Origin of the sequence: Antarcticimicrobium sp. (assembly GCF_029212575.1) — a bacterium.
In the GTDB taxonomy this organism is placed as follows: Bacteria; Pseudomonadota; Alphaproteobacteria; order Rhodobacterales; family Rhodobacteraceae; genus Antarcticimicrobium.
Genome location: NZ_JARGPK010000095.1, coordinates 116105 through 137530, shown reverse-complemented (window position 1 = coordinate 137530; position 21426 = coordinate 116105). Strand labels below are relative to the sequence as shown.

At 65.9% G+C, this 21426-nt stretch carries 19 protein-coding genes and 1 pseudogene; 6 read left to right on the top strand and 14 right to left on the bottom strand.

The features are described from left to right. A partial coding sequence (locus tag P1U75_RS20520) for a UTRA domain-containing protein (protein WP_300246700.1) occupies nucleotides 1-180 on the top strand: 180 nt, incomplete at its 5' end. Nucleotides 181-187: 7 nt separating this feature from the next. On the opposite strand, the gene ptsP is transcribed toward P1U75_RS20520, so the two are convergent. Further along, nucleotides 188-2431, bottom strand: a complete 2244-nt coding sequence (gene ptsP / locus P1U75_RS20515) for a phosphoenolpyruvate--protein phosphotransferase (RefSeq protein ID WP_300246699.1) — start codon at nucleotides 2429-2431, stop codon at nucleotides 188-190. Between the two features lie 46 nt (nucleotides 2432-2477). Continuing rightward, nucleotides 2478-3716, bottom strand: coding sequence for an aspartate kinase (locus P1U75_RS20510; protein WP_300246698.1), 1239 nt, complete (start codon nucleotides 3714-3716; stop codon nucleotides 2478-2480). Nucleotides 3717-4161: 445 nt separating this feature from the next. On the opposite strand from P1U75_RS20510, the gene P1U75_RS20505 reads away from it, so the two are divergent. Then, nucleotides 4162-4821: a hypothetical protein gene (locus P1U75_RS20505; protein ID WP_300246697.1), complete on the top strand. Its 660-nt coding sequence runs from the start codon at nucleotides 4162-4164 to the stop codon at nucleotides 4819-4821. 38 nt (nucleotides 4822-4859) lie between these two features. Here the strand turns inward: P1U75_RS20505 and P1U75_RS20500 are convergent, their stop codons facing one another. The 4 genes from P1U75_RS20500 to P1U75_RS20485 all read right to left on the bottom strand — a co-directional run bounded on the left by P1U75_RS20500 (nucleotide 4860) and on the right by P1U75_RS20485 (nucleotide 7429). Then, nucleotides 4860-5504 carry an SDR family NAD(P)-dependent oxidoreductase gene (locus P1U75_RS20500; RefSeq protein WP_300246696.1) on the bottom strand — a complete coding sequence of 215 codons (645 nt, stop codon included), beginning with the start codon at nucleotides 5502-5504 and terminating at the stop codon, nucleotides 4860-4862. Nucleotides 5505-5508: 4 nt separating this feature from the next. Next, on the bottom strand, nucleotides 5509-5955 hold the full coding sequence (locus tag P1U75_RS20495) for a DUF1178 family protein (protein WP_300246695.1): 447 nt from the start codon (nucleotides 5953-5955) through the stop codon (nucleotides 5509-5511). A gap of 151 nt (nucleotides 5956-6106) precedes the next feature. After that, nucleotides 6107-6868, bottom strand: a complete 762-nt coding sequence (locus P1U75_RS20490) for an EcsC family protein (protein WP_300246693.1) — start codon at nucleotides 6866-6868, stop codon at nucleotides 6107-6109. Nucleotides 6869-6922: 54 nt separating this feature from the next. Next, a complete protein-coding gene (locus P1U75_RS20485) occupies nucleotides 6923-7429 on the bottom strand; it encodes an N-acetyltransferase (RefSeq protein WP_300246692.1) in 507 nt (168 codons plus the stop codon). Between the two features lie 79 nt (nucleotides 7430-7508). On the opposite strand from P1U75_RS20485, the gene P1U75_RS20480 reads away from it, so the two are divergent. Beyond that, entirely contained in the window at nucleotides 7509-8114 is a 606-nt protein-coding gene (locus P1U75_RS20480) for a flavin reductase family protein (RefSeq protein WP_300246691.1), read from the top strand. A 272-nt stretch (nucleotides 8115-8386) separates the two neighbouring features. On the opposite strand, the gene P1U75_RS20475 is transcribed toward P1U75_RS20480, so the two are convergent. Continuing rightward, nucleotides 8387-9298, bottom strand: a complete 912-nt coding sequence (locus tag P1U75_RS20475) for an AEC family transporter (protein WP_300246689.1) — start codon at nucleotides 9296-9298, stop codon at nucleotides 8387-8389. A gap of 168 nt (nucleotides 9299-9466) precedes the next feature. On the opposite strand from P1U75_RS20475, the gene P1U75_RS20470 reads away from it, so the two are divergent. After that, entirely contained in the window at nucleotides 9467-10345 is an 879-nt protein-coding gene (locus P1U75_RS20470) for an S-methyl-5'-thioadenosine phosphorylase (protein WP_300246687.1), read from the top strand. A gap of 68 nt (nucleotides 10346-10413) precedes the next feature. Continuing rightward, on the top strand, nucleotides 10414-11043 hold the full coding sequence (locus tag P1U75_RS20465; RefSeq protein ID WP_300246685.1) for a LysE family translocator: 630 nt from the start codon (nucleotides 10414-10416) through the stop codon (nucleotides 11041-11043). Between the two features lie 27 nt (nucleotides 11044-11070). On the opposite strand, the gene P1U75_RS20460 is transcribed toward P1U75_RS20465, so the two are convergent. Then, complete coding sequence (locus tag P1U75_RS20460; RefSeq protein ID WP_300246683.1) at nucleotides 11071-11244, bottom strand: hypothetical protein; 174 nt, start codon at nucleotides 11242-11244, stop codon at nucleotides 11071-11073. Nucleotides 11245-11583: 339 nt separating this feature from the next. Here P1U75_RS20460 and P1U75_RS20455 point away from each other — a divergent pair, with 339 nt between their 5' ends. After that, on the top strand, nucleotides 11584-12123 hold the full coding sequence (locus tag P1U75_RS20455; protein WP_300246681.1) for an adenine phosphoribosyltransferase: 540 nt from the start codon (nucleotides 11584-11586) through the stop codon (nucleotides 12121-12123). 388 nt (nucleotides 12124-12511) lie between these two features. On the opposite strand, the pseudogene ugpC reads toward P1U75_RS20455, so the two are convergent. The 6 genes and pseudogenes from ugpC to gcvP all read right to left on the bottom strand — a co-directional run bounded on the left by ugpC (nucleotide 12512) and on the right by gcvP (nucleotide 21335). Beyond that, a pseudogene (ugpC, locus tag P1U75_RS20450) lies at nucleotides 12512-13607 on the bottom strand (sn-glycerol-3-phosphate ABC transporter ATP-binding protein UgpC). Nucleotides 13608-13611: 4 nt separating this feature from the next. Further along, the gene (ugpE, locus tag P1U75_RS20445; RefSeq protein WP_300246680.1) at nucleotides 13612-14460 is read right to left on the bottom strand and encodes a sn-glycerol-3-phosphate ABC transporter permease UgpE; all 849 of its coding nucleotides are present in this window, start codon (nucleotides 14458-14460) and stop codon (nucleotides 13612-13614) included. Continuing rightward, nucleotides 14460-15341 carry a sn-glycerol-3-phosphate ABC transporter permease UgpA gene (gene ugpA / locus P1U75_RS20440; RefSeq protein ID WP_300246679.1) on the bottom strand — a complete coding sequence of 294 codons (882 nt, stop codon included), beginning with the start codon at nucleotides 15339-15341 and terminating at the stop codon, nucleotides 14460-14462. The genes ugpE and ugpA overlap by 1 nt, the downstream gene beginning before the upstream one ends. A gap of 59 nt (nucleotides 15342-15400) precedes the next feature. Continuing rightward, entirely contained in the window at nucleotides 15401-16714 is a 1314-nt protein-coding gene (gene ugpB / locus P1U75_RS20435) for a sn-glycerol-3-phosphate ABC transporter substrate-binding protein UgpB (RefSeq protein WP_300246676.1), read from the bottom strand. A gap of 231 nt (nucleotides 16715-16945) precedes the next feature. Then, on the bottom strand, nucleotides 16946-18181 hold the full coding sequence (locus P1U75_RS20430; RefSeq protein WP_300246675.1) for an acyl-CoA dehydrogenase family protein: 1236 nt from the start codon (nucleotides 18179-18181) through the stop codon (nucleotides 16946-16948). Between the two features lie 304 nt (nucleotides 18182-18485). Further along, nucleotides 18486-21335 carry an aminomethyl-transferring glycine dehydrogenase gene (gene gcvP / locus P1U75_RS20425; protein WP_300246674.1) on the bottom strand — a complete coding sequence of 950 codons (2850 nt, stop codon included), beginning with the start codon at nucleotides 21333-21335 and terminating at the stop codon, nucleotides 18486-18488. Between the last annotated feature and the right edge of the window lie 91 nt (nucleotides 21336-21426).

Genomic DNA, 21426 nt, shown 5'->3' with positions numbered 1-21426 from the left:
GCCCATGGTATCCTCGATTACAGCGCCGCGCCGGCCAGCGCGCAGGAGGCCGTGCAGCTTGGCTGCGCGCCCGACGCGCCGCTGATGATCCTGGAGCGGCGCACCTACGGGCCGGGCGCCCCGGTGACCTATGTGCGGATGGCCCATGCGCCGGGGCACCGGATCAGGCTGGAGATCTGAGCCGGGCTCAGCTTAGGTCGCGCAGGTATTCCATGACCGCCGGGCGCACCGACTGGTCGCCGCGATGGCGGGCGTCGAAGATGACCTTGCGCACGTCGGCCAGGTTGCTGCGAAGCAACAGGCTCTTGACCGGCCCGATCGAAGCCGGGCGCATCGACAGCGAGCGGATGCCGATCGCGGCAAGACACAGCGCCTCGATCGGACGGCCGGCATCCTCGCCGCAGAAACTGAGCGGGGTGTCGGAGCATTCGCAGCGCTCGACGATCCGCTCGATCAGGCTGAGAAAGCTCACGTTCAGCGTATCGTAGCGGCGGCGTACGCGCTCGTTCTCGCGGTCGGCGGCAAAAAAGAACTGTTTCAGATCGTTGCCCCCGATCGAAAGGAAGCCAACCTCGTCGAAGAATTTCTGCGGCGCGAAGGCGAGCGACGGGGTCTCCAGCATCGCCCCGATCTCGAGCGTTCCCGGCAGAGGATGACCCAGCCTCTTTTCGCGTGCGATGGTCTTGTCCACCTCGGCGCGGGCGGCGCGGTATTCCTCGAACTGGGCGACAAAGGGGAACATCACCGTCAGCGGCCTGCCGTTGGCGGCACGGATCAGCGCCTGCAACTGCATCCGCATCACGCCGGGCTTGTCCAGCCCGACGCGGATCGCGCGCCAGCCCAGCGCCGGGTTCGGCTCGTCGTTGGGCTTCATGTAGGGCAGCACCTTGTCCGACCCGATGTCGAGGGTCCGGAATACCACCCGCTTGCCCTTGGCCGCATCCAGAACCCGGGCGTAGAGCGCCACCAGCTCCGACCGCCTGGGCATCTTGTTGCGGACCAGGAATTGCAGCTCGGTGCGAAACAAGCCGACCCCCTCGGCGCCGGAGCCGTCAAGCGAGGGCAGATCGGCCATCAGGCCAGCATTCATGTGCATCTCGACCGTCTGGCCGTCAAGGGTCGTGGCCGGTTTTTCCCGGATCGAGGCATAGCGCTGTTGCGCCTCGGCGCGCATCGCGATCTTGTCGCGGAAGGCGCTAACCACGGTCTCATCGGGGCGCAGGTGCACCAGCGCCTGATCGCCGTCGACCATGATCTGATCGCCGTTCAGCGCCTCGGTGGTGATCCGGGCGGCGCGCACCACCAGCGGAATGGCCAGCGCCCTTGCGACGATGGCGGCATGCGAGCCGACCGACCCCTCCTCCAGCACGACAGCGCGCAAGCCGCGCCCATATTCCAACAGGTCACCGGGGCCGATGTTGCGGGCGATCAGGATCGGGTCCGGCGGCATGTCGGCACCGGTATTGTTGCCCTGGCCGGTCAGGATGCGCAGCAGCCGGTTCGACAGGTCGTCGAGGTCGGACAGCCGTTCGCGCAGGTAGCTGTCCTGCGCCTGGGCGATCCGGTTGCGCGCCAGGCTCTGTTCTTTTTCCACCGCCGCCTCGGCCGAAAGCCCGCGCGCGATGTCCTCTTCCATCCGCCGCATCCAACCCTTGGAATTGGCGAACATCCGGTAGGCTTCGAGCACCTCGAGCTGCTCCTTGTCGGCCCCGCGCGACAGTTCCAGCATCTTGTCGACGCCGACGCGCAATTGCTCGACCGCTTCGTGCAGTCGCTCACCCTCGCGCTGCGGGTCCTCCGCGATCGGGTTGGTGACCACCACCCGCGGCTCGTGCAGCCAGACATGCCCCTCGGCCGCGCCCTCCTGTCCGCTGATCCCGCGAATCAGGACCGAGCGCTGATGCAGCGGCGACAGCGCCGCCCCCTCGCCCACGAAGGCACCCAGTTCGGTCATCTCGGCGATGACCATGGCAACCACCTCCAGCGCATAGACCTCGTCGGCGGAAAACACCCGCGCGTCGCGCGACTGCACCACCAGCACGCCCAGGGATTCACCCAGCCGCTGGACCGGGATGCCAAGGAAGGAGGAATAGCGTTCCTCTCCGGTTTCGGGCATGTAGCGGAACCCGGGCTCGGCCGGGGCATCGGGCGTGTTGACCACGCGGCCGGTGCGGGCCACCCGGCCGACCAGCCCCTCGCCCAGCCGCATCCGCGTGTGGTGCACGGCGCCGGCGTCCAGCCCCTCGGTCGCGCAAAGCTCCAGCGTCTCGGAATCGCGGAACAGGTAGACCGAGCAGACCTCGGTTCCCATGCTGTCGGCGATCAGATGAGTGATCTTGTCCAATCGGGTCTGGCCGGCATCGCTGCCCGCCATGACCTCGCGCAGCCGCTTGAGCAGCTTGCGACTTTCGCTTTCCGTGCCGTCGGGCATGGGCCTCGTTCACTATGCGGTGTCAGACCGCCCGAGAAAAAGGAACTCAGGCCGCCTTGTCCAGTTCGAAGGCATCATGCAGCGCCTGAACCGCAAGTTCCATGTATTTCCGGTCGATCAGCACGGAAATCTTTATCTCTGAGGTTGTAATGACCTTGATGTTGATCCCCTCATCGGAGAGCACCTTGAACATCTTGGCGGCCACGCCCGACTGGCTGCGCATGCCGATGCCGACGACGGAGACCTTGGCGACATCGGTATCGGCCACCAGTTCGGCATAGTTCAGATGGCCGTCCTGCTTGATCCTGTCCAGCGCCGCCTCGGCGCGGGCGACCTCGTTGGTTGGGCAGGAAAACGTCATGTCGGTGCGCCCCTCTTCCGAGATGTTCTGCACGATCATGTCCACGTTGACCCCCGCCTCGCTCAGCGCGGAAAAGATCGTGGCGGCGACCCCGGGCCGGTCGGCCACCGACAGCAGCGTCAGCTTGGCCTCGTCGCGGGAATAGGCGACGCCGTTCACAACGTTGGATTCCATGATATCCTCCTCGGCACAGACAAGCGTGCCCGCTTTGTCTGACTGTTCCTCGAAACTCGACAGCACCCGCAGTTTCACACCATAGCGCATTGCCAGCTCGACCGAGCGGGTCTGCAACACCTTGGCCCCGAGGCTGGCCAGCTCCAGCATTTCCTCGAAGGCGATCTTGTCAAGCTTGCGCGCCTTTGCGCAGATCCGCGGGTCGGTGGTATAGACGCCGTCCACATCGGTGTAGATGTCGCAGCGTTCGGCGCCGAAGGCGGCGGCAAAGGCCACCGCCGTTGTGTCCGACCCGCCCCGCCCCAGGGTGGTGATCCGCCCCTCGGGGCTCAGGCCCTGGAACCCCGCGACAACGGCCACCCGCATGCCCTCGGCGAATTTCTGGGTGATGTTCGTGGGCGGGATATCCACGATCCGCGCCGCCGAATGGGCGCTGGTGGTCTTCAGCGGCACCTGCCAGCCCTGCCAGCTGCGCGCCGGCACGTCCATTTCCTGCAGGGTCAGCGCCATCAGCCCGGCGGTCACATTCTCGCCCGAGGAGACCACCGCATCGTATTCGCGCGCATCGAACAGCGGCGAGGTTTCCTCGACCCAGCCGACCAGTTCATTGGTCTTGCCGGACATGGCCGAGACGATGACGATCACGTCATAGCCCTTGGCCACCTCGACGCCGATGCGCTTGGCGGCGCGGCGGATACGATCGAGGTTGGCAACCGAGGTGCCACCGAATTTCATCACGAGGACGGGCATGCGTTTTTCCCCTGGGTCCCGAATTCCGGCGCGGTTTACGCGCAGCGCAGGCGTGGCGCAAGAGCGATGGCGTCACGCGTGCCGCCAGTTGTCCCTCGGAAACCATGGCCACAAGGGGCTGGGGAAACGGCAGGTTGGTGTCCTGGGCCGTGGCCGCCCCGGCAATCTCCTCAGGCGGGGTCATTCACGGGTGCAACAGGCCGGTCACAGCCCAAAGCGGAGCCAAAGAGCTCGCAGGAAGGCCGGATGCTCAGCGCTGGCAAGGGGCACGCAGGGCTTACGGGGTCAATCCACGCGCCCCCGGCACCGGCAGGCTTTGCCGCGCGGCGTCAATAGTGGCATTTGTCAAAAAAGAGAAACCCAACGCACCCCGCCAGGCCGGATTTCCGGGACGATAAAAACAATACTTTTTGCCTTACACGAAAAAACATGAGAATCATCCCGGATGTTTCATCGTGGATTTCTCATAGGGTTTCTTGCCGCCGACTGCATGTTCCTGGTTATTCATGCGGTCTTCGGCCTTCTGACAATGCGAGGCGTTGTCGAGGTCTGGCCGGATTTTTTCAATGTAGACCGGGACTGGGGCGGCGGTGAAATCTTCAGCTATATCAAATGGGCATTGACTATCGGAGCCGTGGTTGCGTGTTTCATGAAAAGCCGGAAGCCGATATTTCTCGGGCTGGGTGGTCTGTTTCTTATCTGCCTGCTCGACGACAGTATCGGATTGCACGAGCGCGGCACCTTGTGGCTGGTCGACGAATTCACGATTTATCGGTACTTCGGAGCCATGCAGGGGGTTGTTGGTGAACTCATCGCCTGGGCGTCTCTGGGCATTCCGGCGGTTGCATGCCTGGGCGCAGGATGGTGGATGTCGAATTCCCGAGACAGGCGGTTGATTCTACCCGGATTGATGTTCTTCGCCGGGGTTGTGGTCAGCGCCGTCGGCATGGACGTGATACACAGCAGCCTTCCTGATCGCTCATTGGCGGCCGGACTCGTGGGCATGCTGGAAGAGGGCGGTGAAATGATCTTTCTCAGCCTGCTTCTGGCCTTTGTCTGGGGCTTGCTCCGGCGCGTTGATGACCTTCAAGAACAGGCAATCTGACGACCGTCTTGCCCGCGAACCGGCCTATCCGCGCGCCCTCAATAGGCGTGCGCGCGCCCGTCCCAGGTTTCGAAACAGCCGGTGTGCTCCAGATCCAGCGCGGCGAATCGGTCCACCAGCCCGTCGGCGGCCTGATCCACTGTGATCTCCGCCGCGGGCCCGCCCATATCGGTCTGCACCCAGCCGGGATGATAGATGCCCACGGCGATCCCCTCGCCGCGCAGGTCGGCAGCCAGGTTGCGCCCGAGGTTCAGCGCGGCGGCCTTCGAGGCGCGGTAGATGTAGCTGCCGCCCGGTGCGCGGCTGTGCGAGGCCATCTGCGACGAGATGATCGCGATCCTGGCACCCGGCGCCGCCCGAAGATTGGGCAGCAGCGCCTGCACGGTCAGGAACACGCCGGTGACGTTCACCGCAAAGCTTTGCGCCCACATCCCGGCCGGATAGCCACCCTCCAGTATCTGTCCCTTGTCCAGGTAGACCCCGGCATTGCACACCAGCAGATCGACCGGCTGCCCGACCAACCGCGCCGCCATGGCACGCTGCGCCTCCGGGTCGGTGACGTCGAGCGCGATTTCGGCGCTGCCGTCTCTGGCAGTGCCGGTCACCGCATGGCCGGCGGCGCGGTAGCGGTCGGCCAGCGCGCGACCGATGCCGCGCCCGGTGCCGGTGATCAGAACATGCATGGGTTCAGTTGGTCTTTCGGTTCGGGGTGAAAGGCAAGGGGGCCACGGGCACCCCGTCCTCGATCAGGGCGCGGGCGTCCTCGGCCCTGGCCTCGCCGTAGATCGGGCGTTGCGGCGCCGCGCCCTCATGGATGGCGCGGGCCTCGGAGGCGAAATTCTTCCCCACGTAATCCGAGTTTTCCTCGACCTTGCGGCGCAGTTCGGCAATGGCCTGCTCGGCCGGGCTGGCGGGCTGGCTCAGGGGGCGCTCGGGCGTCGAGTCCGGCGCGGGGTCGGCGGCCTTGCGCCCGGGGCTCACGCGCGGGGTCATCATCGCCTTTTCCACCTGGGCGCTGCCGCAGATGGCGCATTGCACCAGGCCCGCCGCGGCCAGTTTGTCAAAGGCCTCGGCGGATTTGAACCAGCTGTCAAAAGCGTGCCCCTCGGCACATTTCAAAGCGTATTGGATCATTCTAGGACACCATCGTGGGGTCTTGGATTAAATATCCACAGCATCGTCAAGATCAAGTGGCGTGGCGCGCGACGCTGCCAGGTGTTGCCAAAACGTACGGAATTCGCGGCGTTTCGGGGAGTTCGGATCCTGCGCCCCGGCGCCGCCCCGCTCAGCGCAGCGCCGGGCCCATGCGCGCGGCCAGTCCCGACACCAGCTCGGGGTGCGGGATGTCGGCGTCGATGGCCAGACGGCGCAGGCCGAAATGCACATGCGCCATTTCCCGGTAGTAGCGGGTGTAGAGATAATTGGTCCCCGCCCCGGTCACCGCGCCCAAGAGCGGCACGCTTTGCGCGGCGAGCTTCTGGCCCATCACGGCGGCCAGCCGGGGCGAGACACTGGCGATCAGTTTTTGCACCGTGCCGCCGGTCAGGGTGAGCCGCAGCGACAGGAACCCCAGGTCGGCGCCGTCGTCATGGGCCAGCGGCCCGGCGGCCGCGAAGACGCGGATGCAGTCGAACTGCACGTTCTCGGCGCCGGGATCGAACCCGGTTTGCGCCGCGACGCCCTGGATCGAGCGCAAGAGCACCGTGGTGGTCGCGGGCAGTTCGACCAGCGCGCCGGGCAGCCCGCCGAACCCGCCCGCTGCGCCCATCGCGGCGGTGGCGGCGATATCGACCCAGCCGGGCTGATCCGGGATCACCCCGCGGCTGCCTTGCGCGGTGCGCATGGCCAGCGTCAGCGCCCGTTCGGTCGCCACCCCCAACCCGTCGCGCAGCTCGGCCGGGAGCCTGTCAAGCAGCCCCTCGGCACGCCCGCCCAGCGCCGTCAGCAGGCGCAGCCCCGGCCCGCCCGCGTCGCGGTAGCGCGCGGCGAGCCGGTCCAGTTCCACCTCGGCATCGACCGGAGCGGTGTGAATCACGTCATTGGGCATGGGCCGTCGCCTCGTTGTCCATGCTTCAGAACATTGGCACGCGCGGCGTGGAATTCAATCCCGCGCCCCGTCACACCCGGTCCAGCGGGTGACCGGCCCCCGCACCCCGGCCCAGGCGCCGGGCTCGAGCTCGCGGCCGAGGATTCGGTCGGGGTTGGTGGGCGGCGGCATCTCGACCCCGTCGAGGCGGGTGAAGCCGAAACGGCCGTAATACGGCGCGTCGCCCACCAGCATCACCCGCGCCCAGCCGCCCGCGCGAGCGGCGGCGAGCCCCTGGTTGATCAGCAGCGCGCCCAGCCCCTCGCCCTGGTGGGTGGGATGCACGGCCACCGGTCCCAGCAGCAGCGCCGGCGCGTCGCCCACGCGCACCGGCCAGAACCGGATCGCGCCGGCCACGGTGCCGTCGCTGTCGCGCGCCACCATCGACAGGCCCGCCACCGGATCGACGCCGTCGCGCAAACGGTACGACGACAGCGCCTCGCGCCCTGGCGCGAAGCACAGGTCGTAAAGTGCCTCGACTTCCCACCAATCGGCGGGGCTTTCGGGTTGCAATGCGATCACCTGTGCCCAAGCCTCTCATTCCAAGCTGGAAATCGCCCTAGCACGACGTTACCCCTTGGGCAAACAACTGGAGACGCGCATGTTCTATCGCCCCGAGGACGGCCACGGGTTGCCGCACAACCCGTTCAACGCGATCATCACGCCGCGCCCGATCGGCTGGATCTCGACCAGGGATTCGCAAGGGGTCAACAATCTCGCGCCCTATTCCTTTTTCAACGGGGTCGCCTATACCCCGCCGCAGGTGATGTTCGCCAGCACCGGGCAGAAACCGGACCAGGAGGACAGCAAGGACAGTGTCGCCAATATCCGCGACACCGGGGTGTTCTGCGTGAACGTGGCCGAATACGCCCGGCGCGACGCGCTCAACGCCACCTCCGCCACCCTGCCGAAAGAGGTGGACGAGTTCGCCCATGCCGGGCTGACGGCGGCGGAGTGTTCGCAGATCGACTGCGCCCGCATCGCCGATGCGCCCGCCGCGCTGGAATGCCGGGTGACCCAGATCGTGCCGCTGGAAGGGCAGAACAACGTGCTGGTGCTGGGCGAGGTCGTCGGCGTGCACATGCGCGACGACTGCATCCGCGACGGGCGGTTCGACGTGCGGGTATTCCAGCCGCTGGCGCGGCTGGGCTATCGCGACTACAGCCATGTGACCGAGGTGTTCGAAATGATCCGCCCCGACGACTGAGGCGGCGGGCGGCATTTGTCGGGAAATCCCGGATCGAGGCCGGGATGACAGGTCGGGATGACAGCGTTTGTGCCTCGCGCCCTGTCACCCCGGCCCCCGAGCCGGGGTCTCAAAGGTTCGGAGTGATCCCGGATCAAGTCCGGGATGACAGTGTTTGCGCGCCGCGTGCCCTGTCACCCCGGCCGCAGAGCCGGGGTCTCAAAGGTTCGGGGAGATCCCGGATCAAGCCCGGTATGACATCTCTGGCGGTTGGCGCGCGACGGCCCTGCGCCTCAGAACAGCAGTTCGGCCACGGTGATCCAGACCGGCAGCGTCGCCGCGCTGAGCAGGGTGGATTGGGCGATCAGGGTCGCCACCAACTCGCGGTTGGCACCGAATCCCGCCGCCAGCACATGCGCCGCCGAGGCGGTGGGCAGCGCCGCGAAAAGCACCAGCACCGCGACCAGCGGCCCCGTGGCGCCGGTGATCAGCGCGGCCGCGCAGACCAGCGCCGGCAACAGCACCAGCTTGGTGCCGGTAAGCATGGCGCTGAACCGGTCGAGCCGCGCCAGCGCGCCCCAGTTCATCGTCGCGCCGATGGAAATCAGCGCCACCGGGATCGCCGCCTGCGCCAGCATCCTGAGCGGGGCCAGCACCGGCGCCGGAACGCTCCAGCCCGAGAGCCCAACGATCACCCCGGCGACGCTGGCCAGCAGGAACGGGTTGAGCGCCACCTTGACCAGCGTCGCCCGCAGCCCCAGCGCATTGCCGCGCGACAGCGCCGAGACAGCAAAGAGGTTGGCCACCGGCACCGCCATGCCCACCGTGACCGCCAAAAGCCCGGCGTCGGCGCGGCTGAGCGTGCCGACGGCGACAAAGCCCAGCGCGGTGTTGAACCGCCAGGCGGTCTGCCAGCAGCCGGCGAAATCGAGGAACCGCTGCGGCCCGAAGCGCCGCGCCAGCGCGCCCGCCAGCAGACCCGACAGCAGGATCGCCCAGACCAGCGGCGCGATGGCGATGACCTGCGCCGGGGCGATCGGCCGGCTGGAGGCGGCGACGAAGAGCAGCGCGGGAAACAGGATCTCGAAGTTCAGCCGGTCAAGCCCCTGCCAGGCGTTGGCCGACAGCCGGTTGCGCAGCATCCCGCCGAGGCCGACCAGCAGGAAGGAGGGCGACAGCCCCAGAAGGATGGTGAGAAAGACCAAGGAAAGCGCCTCCCGCGTGTCGTTGCAGGCGTTGTGGAACGAGCGCGCAGGCGAGGCAAGCCCCGAGCGCGATAATGCCGGTTCCTGTCGCCCGTCGGGGCGAGTGCCGGTTGCATCCGCCCCTGCCGTGGCTAATCTCTCCCGCGACAGACAGATGGGGCAAGCAGCATGACCAGAACCAAAATCGGCGTGATCGGTGGATCGGGCGTTTACGAGATCGAGGGGCTGGAGGACGCCCGCTGGGTCAGGGTGGACAGCCCCTGGGGCACCCCCTCGGACGAGATCCTGACCGGGCGGCTTGACGGCGTCGATCTGGCGTTTCTGCCGCGTCACGGGCGCGGCCATTACCTGAGCCCCACCGATGTGCCCTATCGCGCCAATATCGACGCGCTGAAGCGGCTGGGGGTGACGGACGTGATCTCCATCAGCGCCTGCGGCTCGTTCCGCGAGGAGCTGGCGCCGGGCGATTTCGTCATCGTCGACCAGTTCATCGACCGCACATTCGCCCGCGACAAGAGCTTTTTCGGCAGTGGCTGCGTCGCGCATGTGAGCATGGCGCATCCCACCTGTTCGCGGCTGGGCGATGCCTGCGAAACGGCGGCGCGGGACGCGGGGATCACCGTGCATCGTGGCGGCACCTACCTGGCGATGGAGGGGCCGCAATTCTCATCGCTTGCCGAGTCGCGGATGTACCGCGAGCAATGGGGCGCCGACGTGATCGGCATGACCAACATGCCCGAGGCCAAGCTCGCCCGCGAGGCCGAGCTTTGCTATGCCTCCGTTGCGATGATCACCGATTACGACAGCTGGCACCCCGAGCACGGCGCGGTGGAGATCACCGAAATCATCGCCACGCTGACCGGCAACGCCCACAAGGGCCGCGACAAGGTGCGCCGGCTGCCCGGATTGCTGGGGGCAGAGCGGGCGCCCTGCCCCTGCGGCTGCGACCGGGCTCTGGAGTTTGCCATCATGACCGCACCGGAAAAGCGCGACCCGGCGCTGGTGGCCAAGCTCGATGCGGTAGCGGGCCGGGTGCTGAACGGCTGAGATAAAGGCGGTCCTGCATGTCGCGGTTTGCACGGCCAATCTGCGCCATTGTTTGAGGGAGTATGATGATGTCTTTCGACCTCTGGCTGGCCTTTGTTGCCGCCTCTACCGTGCTGCTGCTGATCCCCGGCCCCACCGTCCTTCTGGTGCTGAGCTATGCGCTGAGCAAGGGGCGCAGCGTGGCGCTGGCCAGTGCCGCCGGGGTGGCGCTGGGGGATCTCACGGCGATGACTGCCTCGCTGGCCGGGCTGGGGGCGCTGGTGCTGGCCAGTGCGGCGCTGTTTTCGGTGCTGAAATGGGTCGGCGCGGGGTATCTGCTCTGGATGGGCTGGACGCTCTTGCGCAGCGCGCCCTCATCCGGAATGCAGGCGATGGCGCGGCAGAGCGACATCACCGCGCACGGGGTATTCGGTCATGCGGCAGCGGTGACCGCGCTGAACCCGAAATCCATCGCCTTCTTCATCGCCTTCGTGCCGCAATTCCTGCGGCCCGACCTGCCGCTGGTGCCGCAATTCGCGGTGCTGATCGCCACCTTCGTCGGGCTGGCGGCGCTGAACGCGCTGGCCTATGCGCTTCTGGCCGACCGGCTGCGGGCCTGGATCGGGCGGCCAAGGGTGATCACCGGGCTGACCCGCACCGGCGGTCTGACGCTGATGGGGATGGGGTTGGCGACAGCGGTGCTGCGGCGTCCGGTCTGAGACAGGGTAAGTCCCCGGCAACGGGGACTAACCTTCGGCGTTCTCTTTCATGAACTCGCGGATGAAGCGGCGGATTTCCCGCGCGGCGCTGGTGTCCATCTCCTTGCACAGCTCGACAAAGGCGTCGCGTTCCTCCTTGTCGAGGCGCAGGACCAACTGGCTGTTCTTCTTGCTGGAAGGCTTGCTTTCTTTCTTTGACACGCGCGTTTTGTCCCACCGGCCCTTGGCATTTGGTATAGCCCGTGTATATACATTGTATAGGGCTTGTCGATATTCCATCGACGTAACATCAAAATGAAAGGAAAGGCAAATGAACCTTCATACGGCACGGGCGATCCTGATCCGCGAACGGCTGGACTGGAAACAACCGCATCTGATGTGGTTGCCGGCCTCGCTCTATCGCGGCTTTCGCAAGACCCTGCGCTGAGCGCGCGCCCTGCCCCGTCGGGGCTGGCGACCGAACTGCTATGGCACGCGGGTCTTGCAAGCGCGCGCCGCATCGGCCAAACCCGCTGCGTCGACCACATCCGGAGCAGCGCCATGGCCAAACCCGCATCCGTCAAGGATTACATCCGTACCATCGTGGACTTTCCGCACGAGGGGATCATGTTCCGCGATGTGACCACGCTGTTCGCCGATCCGCGCGGTTTTCGCATGGCGATCGACCAGATGCTGCATCCCTACGCGGGCGAGCGCATCGACAAGGTGGTGGGGCTGGAGGCGCGCGGCTTCATCCTGGGCGGGGCGATCGCGCACCAGCTTTCAGTCGGCTTCGTGCCAATCCGCAAGAAGGGCAAGCTGCCCGGCACCACGATCAGCCAGGATTACAAGCTGGAATACGGCGAGGCCATCGTCGAGATCCATGACGACGCCATCGCGCCGGGGGAAAAGATCCTTGTCGTGGACGATCTTTTGGCCACCGGCGGCACCGCCGCGGCCGGCATCAAGCTGATCGAGCGGCTGGGCGGCGATATCGTCAGCTGCGCCTTCGTCATCGACCTTCCCGACCTGGGCGGGCGCAGGGTGCTGGAGGGGTTGGGCATGGATGTTCATGCCCTGTGTTCCTTCGAGGGGGAGTGAGCGCAAGGCACGGAACAGGCCTTCCCGGCCTTGCCCGACCTCAAGGCGCACTGCCCTCGATTGTGTTTTGTCGGCAATGGGTGGGATGCGGTGCCGGGCTGAAGCCCGGCCTACGGGCTGCGCGCCCCGGTAGGGCGGGCTTCAGCCCGCCATTTGTGAGATACCTTGTCCCTTGGGAAAGCATGCTGTCATCCCCGCGCGGGCAGGGATCGGTTGGCCAAGGCACCAAATGTGGGAGGCCCCGCATTCGCGTGACCCCGTAGGGCGGGTTTCAGCCCGCCATCTGCGCCACACGCCCTGTTCCTGGCGAAAGCACGCTGTCATCCCCGCGCAGGCGGGGTGACAGGGCTGTTCGCGCCGCGCCTGGCGCGGACCGGGAAAAGGCTGGCTACGCGCCCGATCCCAGCCGCTGCCCGGTTTCGGCATCGAAGAGATGCAGATCCTCGGCCGCGCAGCGCAGCGGCATCACCGCCCCGGCCTGCTGCCGTTGCACCCCGGCCAGCCGCACCACCAGCGGCGCCGCGGTTCCGGCCACGGCGCCATGCACCACGGTGTCGGCGCCCAGTTGCTCGATGAAACTGACCGAAAGCTGGAACATGCCCGCGCCACCGCTCTCCGGGGCCAGTTCCAGATGCTCCGGCCGGATGCCCAGCGCGATGCGTTGGCCTGCCGGGCCCGGCAGGTCAAGGCCGAAGGACAGCGCCGGCGCGCCCTCAGGTTCGAGACGGCTGCGGGTCGGCGCCGATCCGGCCCTCCAGCATATTCATCGACGGGCTGCCGATGAATTCGGCGACGAAACGGCTGGCCGGACGCAGATAGAGGTCCATCGGCGTACCCACCTGCTCGACCCGTCCGGCATTCATGATCACGATCCGGTCGGCCAGACTCATCGCCTCGACCTGGTCATGGGTGACATAGACGAAGGTGGCGCCGAGCCGGTCGTGCAACGCCTTGAGCTCGGCGCGCAGCTGGGTGCGCAGCTTGGCGTCGAGGTTGGACAGCGGCTCGTCGAACAGGAACACCTTGGGCTTGCGCACGATGGCGCGGCCCATGGCGACGCGCTGGCGCTGGCCACCGGACAGCTGCCGCGGCTTGCGGTCGAGATACGCCTCGAGCCGCAGGGTGCGCGCCGCCTCGGCGATGCGCTCGGCGATCCGCGCTCTTGGCAGCCCCTCGTTCTTGAGCCCGTATTCCATGTTCTTGCGCACGCTCATATGCGGGTAAAGCGCGTAGTTCTGGAACACCATGGCGATGTCACGCTCGCCCGGTTCGCGGTCGTTGACGCGGGTTCCGTCGATGGAAAGCTCGCCCTCGGTGATCGTCTCCAGCCCGGCGATCATCCGCAAAATGGTGGATTTTCCGCAGCCGGAGGGGCCGACCAGCACGACGAATTCGCCGTCGCCAATCTCTGCCGAGACCCGTGAGGCGGCGGTCACGCCGCCGGGATAGGTCTTGCCAAGCGCATTCAGATGAAGCGTTGCCATGTTGTTATTTCTCGCTTTCGACCAGGCCTTTTACGAAGAATTTCTGCATCGCCACCACGACCACCACCGGCGGGATCATGCCCAGCACGGCGGTGCCCATCACGTAATGCCAGACCGGCAGGGATTCCCCGGAATTGACCATCCGCTGGATACCCATGACGACGGTGTAGAGCCCCTCGTCGGTGGTCACCAAGAGCGGCCAGAGGTACTGATTCCAGCCGTAGATGAAGAGGATGATGAAAAGTGCTGCGATATTGGTGCGGCTCATCGGCAGCAGGATGTCGAGGAAGAACCGGATCGGGCCGGCGCGGTCGATGCGGGCGGCCTCGACCAGCTCATCCGGGATGGTGAGGAAGAACTGCCGGAACAGGAAGGTGGCGGTGGCCGAGGCGATCAGCGGCACGATCAGCCCGGCATAGGTGTTGAGCATTCCCAGTTTCGTCACCACGTCGAAGGTGGGCAGGATGCGCACCTCGACCGGCAGCATCAGGGTGACGAAGATCATCCAGAAGAACCCCATGCGGAACGGCAAGCGGAAATAGACGATGGCATAGGCGGACAGGATCGACACCGCGATCTTGCCCAGGGTGATGCCCAGCGCCATGACCAGGCTGTTCAGCATCATCCGGCCCAGCGGCACGCCGCCCGCCGCGGGCAGCCCGGCGGACAGAAGCTGAGTGTAGTTTTCCCAGCCCTGGTTGCCGAACCACATCGGGATCGGGGATTTCGACAGCGCCTCGGGCGCGTGGGTGGAGGCGGTCAGCGCCATCCAGACCGGAAAGCACAGAAACAGCACGCCGAGGATCAGCGCCGCGTGGGTGATAAAGTTCAGGATCGGGCGGTTCTCGACCATCAGTAGGTCACCTTGCGCTCGACGTAGCGGAACTGGACGAAGGTCATGCCAATCACCAAGGTCATCAGCACCACCGACTGCGCCGCGCTTGAGCCATAGTCCTGCCCTATGAAGCCGGTGTTATAGACCCGGAACACCAGCACCGAGGTGGCATCGGCCGGGCCGCCCTCGGTGGTGGCATGGATCAGCGCGAAGGTATCGAAGAAGGCATAGACGAGGTTGACCACCAGCAGGAAAAACGTCGTCGGCGACAGCAGCGGCAGCGTGATCGTCCAGAACCGGCGGATCGGACCGGCGCGGTCGATGGCGGCGGCCTCGATCAGCGATTTCGGGATGCTTTGCAGACCGGCGAGGAAGAACAGGAAGTTGTAGCTGACCTGTTTCCAAGCGGCGGCGATCACCACCAGAAGCAGTGCCTGATCGCCGTTGACATAGTGGTTCCACTCCACTCCCAGCCCGTCGAGCCAATAGGCGACGATGCCCATCGACGGGTTCATCAGGAAATACCAGATCACGCCAGCCAGCGCCGGGGCCACCGCATAGGGCCAGATCAACAAGGTGCGATAGATCTGCGCGGCGCGCAGCACCCGGTTCGCCGCCACCGCCAACCCCAAAGACATTCCCAGCGCCAGCGCCGCCACCGACAGGCCAAAGACCAGCGTGGTGCGAAAGGATCTCAGGTATCCGGGATCAGCGAACAGCTCGGCATAGTTGCGCAAGCCAACCCATTCGCGCGAAAAGCCGAAAGCGTCTTCGATGAAGAACGAACTTTCCAGCGCCTGGTAGGAGGGCCAGAAGAAGAACAGCAGGGTGATCACGATCTGCGGCAGAACCAGCAGATAGGGCAGCGACTTGGAGCGAAAGATAACACGTTTCTGCATGGGTCAGGCCGTTAAGGACAGGGGCGACCCGATCCGGGCCGCCCGCGTCGTTTCTGATGTCAGGAGTTGGCGTCTTCGAACTTGCGCAGCAGGGCGTTGCCGCGTTTGACCGCCGCATCCAGCGCCTCGCGCGCGGTCTTGTCGCCGACCCAGACGGCCTCCAGCTCTTCGTTGATAATGTCGCGCGCCTGCACGAAATTGCCGAAGCGGATTCCCTTGGAGTTCGGGGTCGGCGCGTTCAGCGACAGCTGCTTGATCGCGGTGTCGGTGCCGGGATCGGTCTCGTAAAAACCTTGCTCCTTGGACAGGTCATAGGCGGCGGTGGTGATCGGAACATAGCCGGTGTTCTGGTGCCAGAATGCCTGCTGCTCGGGCTCGGAGACATATTTGAAGAACTCGGCGACGCATTTGTACTCGTCGCTTTTGTGGCCGTTCAGTACCCACAGGGTGGCGCCACCGATGATCGAGTTCTGCGGCGCATCCGCAACCGCGGTGTCCAGCGGCAGCATGGTCTGGCCGAACTCGAAGTCAGTGATGTCGGTCTTGAAGCCGCCGTAATAGGCCGAGGAGTTGATCCACAGCGCGGTTTCGCCGTTCACGAACATCCCGCGCGAGTCGCCCCGGCGGCCGCCGTAGCCGAACAGGCCCTCTTTGCCCATGTCGGCGATGCGCTGGATGTGATTGACCACGGCATCGTTGTTGAAGGTGAACCCGGTCTTGAGCGAGGCAAAGCCATTTTCCTCACTCGCCATCGGCAGGTTGTGCCAGGCCGAGTAGTTTTCGATCTGGGTCCAGGACTGCCAGCCCATCGAGAACGGCTTTTCGACCCCGTTGGCTTTCAGGGCGCGGGCGGCGGTTTCGACCTCGTTCCAGGTGGTGGGCACGGCAACGCCGGCGGCGTCCAGCGCGGTCTTGTTGTACCACATCACCGGGGTCGAGCTGTTGAAGGGCAGCGACAGCAGGTTGTTGTCGGTGTCGGTGTAATAGGAGATGACGGCCGGCAGATAGGCGGACTGGTCGAAATTGACGCCGGCATCTTTCATCAGCTTGTAGACCGGATAGACTGCGCCCTTGTCCTCGGCGGCCATCATGGTGGCGGTGCCCACCTCGAACACCTGTACGACGTGAGGCTGCTCGCCGGCGCGGAAGGCGGCGATCGCGGCGGTCATGTTCTCGGTATAGTTGCCCTTGTAGATGGCGTTGATCCGGCAGGTCTCAGAGCCTGCGTTATACTCGGACGCGAACTTGTCGACGATCTTGCCCAGTTCGCCACCCATGGCGTGCCAGAACTGCACCTGTGCCTTGTCGGCGGCAAAGGCCGGGGCGGCGATGGCGAGGGCCGTGGTGGCCGTCAGAATGGTCTTGAGGGTCATCTCGTTCTCCTTGGGCATGGCTGATGGGGGCGCCCCCACCCCAGGCCCGTCATTGAAACTGGCAAGGCAGGATCGGTGCCCGCTGCGCGGTGCATAGGAAGGACAGATGACAGTTGGGTGAAACTATGTGACGGGGAGATGAACCTTGGCGGGGGTGCCGCGACGGAACCCGGGCAACAAAAAAGGCGGCCCCGGGGGGCCGCCTGATCATGCCTCCGGCGGCTGTGCCGCTCAGACCTTTTCCTGTGTGTGCTTCTTCAGCTCGGCGCGCGCCACCTGGCGGCGGTGCACCGCATCGGGGCCATCGGCCAGGCGCAGGGTGCGCACATGGGTCCAGGCGGTGGCAAGCGGGGTATCCTGCGACACGCCGGCCCCGCCGAACATCTGCACCGCCTCGTCGATGACCTTGAGCGCGGTGCGCGGGGCCACAACCTTGATCTGGCTGATCCAGGGGGCGGCAGCGCGGGCGTCGCCCTGATCCATGTACCAGGCCGCCTTGAGGCAGAGCAGGCGAGCCATCTCGATCTCCATGCGGCATTCGGCGATAATGTCGTAGTTGGCGCCAAGCTGGGCCAGCTTCTTGCCGAAAGCCTCGCGGTCGAGCGAGCGTTTGCACATCCGTTCCAGCGCGATCTCGGCCTGGCCGATGGCGCGCATGCAGTGGTGGATGCGGCCCGGCCCGAGGCGGCCCTGGGCGATCTCGAATCCGCGCCCCTCGCCCACCAGCAGGTTCTCGGCCGGCACGCGGACATCGGTAAAGCGGATATGCATGTGCCCGTGCGGCGCGTCGTCGTGGCCATAGACCTCCATCGCGCGCAGGATCTCGATGCCCGGCGTGTCGGCGGACACCACGATCATCGAATGGCGCTGGTGCTTGGGCGCATCGTCGCCGCCGGTCTTGACCATGGTAATATAGACCTTGCAGCGCGGATCGCCGGCGCCCGAGGACCACCATTTTTCGCCGTTCAGCACGTAGTGATCGCCATCACGCACGCATGACATCGCCACGTTGGTCGCGTCCGAACTGGCCACATCGGGCTCGGTCATCAGGTAGGCCGAGCGGATCTCGCCCGCCAGCAGGGGTTTGAGCCACTCTTCTTTCATCGCCGCGGTGCCGTAACGCTCCAGCACCTCCATGTTGCCGGTGTCGGGGGCGGAGCAGTTGAACACCTCGGCGCCCAGCGGGGTCTTGCCCATTTCCTCGGCGAAATAGGCGTATTCGACGGTGCTCAGGCCAAAGCCCTTGTCGCTGTCAGTCAGCCAGAAGTTCCACAGCCCCTGCGCCCGCGCCTTGGCCTTCAACCCTTCGAGGATCTCCGACTGGCGCTCGGTGTATTCCCAGCGGCTGCCCTTGGCGATCTCCTGCGCGTACTCCTCCTCCAGCGGCATGACCTCGTCGCGGATCATGTTGCGGACCCGCTCCAGCAGTTCCGCGTTCTCTTCCCGTATGGTGAATGACATGTTCATCTTGGCTCTCCTCCCGTCTGGCCGACTGAAAGCCGACGCTGCGCCCTGGGCAAAGACTGCGCGGCGGCGCGATGAATGTCCAGCGCGATAACGGAACGTCACAGGGTGCATCCCCTGAAATTCAAAGCGTTTTCTTCCACCGCAGGAGAAACGTGACGGCACCTGCATTTGCGAACGGGAATTTCGACACGCAAAACTGGTGGCAATTCCCGCCAAGGTTCGACCCGGGGCGACATTGATTCGGGCGCCCGAATGCCCCGCCGGGCAACGAAAGGGCGGATCACATGATCCGCCCCGTCGCGCGTTACTCTGCCGCCTCGGCGTAATCCGCGACCGGCGGGCAGGTGCAGACCAGGTGCCGGTCGCCCCAGGCATTGTCGACCCGGTTGACCGGCGGCCAGTACTTGTCGACCCGGAACGCGCCCGGCGGGAAGCAGCCCTGTTCGCGGGAATAGGGGCGCTCCCACTCCCTGACCAGGTCCTCCATGGTGTGCGGCGCGTTCCTCAGCGGGTTGTTCTCGGCGTCCATCCGGCCTTCCTCGATGGCGCGGATCTCCTCGCGGATCGCCAGCATGGCGTCGCAGAACCGGTCAAGCTCGGCCTTGGTCTCGCTCTCGGTGGGCTCGATCATCAGGGTGCCGGCGACCGGCCAGCTCATCGTCGGCGCGTGAAAGCCGCAATCCATCAGCCGCTTGGCGATGTCATCGACGGTGACGCCGGCGCTGTCGGCAAAGGGGCGGGTGTCAATGATGCACTCATGCGCCACCCGGCCCTGGCCGCCCTTGTAGAGCACGTCATAGGCGCCCTCGAGCCGCTTGGCGATGTAGTTGCCATTGAGGATCGCCACGCGGGTGGCCTGGGTCAGCCCCTCGCCGCCCATCATCAGGCAATAGGCCCAGCTGATCGCCAGGATCGAGGCCGAGCCGAACGGCGCGCCCGAGACCGGCCCCTCTGTGCCGCCGGTATGGGGATGGCCGGGCAGATGCGGCACCAGATGCTCCTGCACGCCGATCGGTCCCATGCCGGGACCGCCGCCGCCATGCGGGATCGCAAAGGTCTTGTGCAGGTTCAGGTGGCTGACGTCGCCGCCGACGTCGCCGGGCCGGGCAAGCCCCACCATCGCGTTCAGGTTGGCGCCGTCGATATAGACCTGGCCGCCGTGATCATGGGTGATCTGGCAGACCTCGCGCACGGTTTCCTCGAACACCCCGTGGGTCGAGGGGTAGGTGATCATGCAGGCGGCGAGATTGTCGGCGTGTTTCTCGGCCTTGGCGCGGAAATCGTCGAGGTCGATATCGCCGTTTTCGGCCGATTTCACCACCACCACATCCCAGCCCACCATATGGGCGCTGGCCGGGTTGGTGCCATGGGCGCTGACCGGGATCAGGCAGACCTTGCGATGCCCCTGCCCGTTCGCCCGGTGCCAGGCCGAGATGGTCAGAAGACCGGCGTATTCCCCCTGTGCGCCGGAATTGGGCTGCATCGAAAAGGCGGAGTATCCGGTGATCTGGCACAGCTTGGCGGAGAGATCGGCGATCATCTCGGCATAGCCGCGGGCCTGGTCGGCGGGCACGAAGGGGTGCAGGTCGGAAAACTCGGGCCAGGAGATCGGCATCATCTCGGCCGCCGCGTTCAGCTTCATCGTGCACGACCCCAACGGGATCATCGCCCGGTCCAGCGCCAGGTCGCGGTCGGCCAGCCGGCGCATGTAGCGCATCATCTCGGTCTCGGCCCGGTTCATGTGGAAGATCGGGTGCTCCAGATAGGGGCTTTCACGCAACAGAGCATCCGGCAGGCGATACTCGACCTCGCTCGGGTCGGCCTCCATGATGATGCCAAAGGCGCGCCAGACCGCCTCGATGGTGTCCGGGCGGGTCTGTTCGTCCAGCGTGATGCCGACCTTGGAACTGCCCACCCGGCGCAGGTTCACCCCCTCGCGCACGGCGGCCTGCAGCACGCCGCGCTGCAACAGGCCGACATCGACGGTGATGGTGTCGAAAAAGGTTTCCGGTTCCACCTTGAAGCCGGCCGCCTCCAGCCCGGCGGCCAGCCGCGCGGTCTTGCGGTGGATGCGCTGGGCGATGGCGCGCAGCCCCTCGGGGCCGTGGAACACCGCGTAGAACGAGGCCATCACCGCCAGCAGCGCCTGCGCCGTGCAGACGTTGGAGGTCGCCTTTTCGCGGCGGATATGCTGTTCGCGGGTCTGCAGCGACAGCCGATAGGCGCGGTTGCCGTGGCTGTCGACGCTGACGCCGACGATCCGGCCCGGCATGTTGCGTTTGAACGCGTCGCGGCAGGCCATGTAGGCGGCGTGCGGGCCGCCAAAGCCCATCGGAACGCCGAACCGCTGGACGCTGCCGACGGCAATGTCGGCACCCATTGCGCCGGGTTCCTTCAGCAGGGTCAGCGCCATCGGGTCGGCCGCCATGATCGCCACCGCCTTTGCCTCATGCAGCGCGGCGATCGGGGCGGAAAAATCGCCCAGGTGGCCGTAGGTGCCCGGGTATTGGAAGATCGCGGCGAAGACCTTGTCGGCCTCCAGATCCTCCGGCGCGTCCACGATCACCTCGATCCCCAACGGCGCGGCACGGGTCCGCATCACCGCGATGTTCTGCGGGTGGCAGTTTTCATCGACGAAAAACGCCTTGGCCTTCGATTTCGCCACCCGCTGCGCCATGGTCATCGCCTCGGCGCAGGCGGTTGCCTCGTCCAGCAGCGAGGCATTGGCGACCTCGAGCCCGGTCAGGTCGCTGATCATGGTCTGGAAGTTCAGCAGCGCCTCCAGCCGGCCCTGGCTGATTTCCGGCTGATAGGGGGTATAGGCGGTGTACCAGGCCGGGTTTTCCAGGATGTTGCGCTGGATCGCCGGCGGCGTCACCGTGCCGTGATAACCCTGCCCGATCAGCGAGGTCAGGACCTTGTTCTTCTCCGCCACCCGGCGCAGGTACCAGAGCAGCTCGCGCTCGGACTTGGGCTTGCCAAAATCCAGCTTGGATGCCTGGCGGATCGCCTTGGGCACGGTCTGGTCGACCAGATCCGCGAGGCTGTCGGCGCCGACCACGGCGAGCATCTCGTCCATCTCCTTGGGCGAGGGGCCGATATGGCGCCGGTTGGCGAAGTCATAGGGCAGGTAATCGGTGGGCGTGTAGGTCATGGCAGCTTTCCCTGGCAACGGCAGCACCGCTAAGGCACCGCCCCTGATCTTCTTGTCTGCAAAAAATACTTCTGCCGGGGGCGTCCCGCCC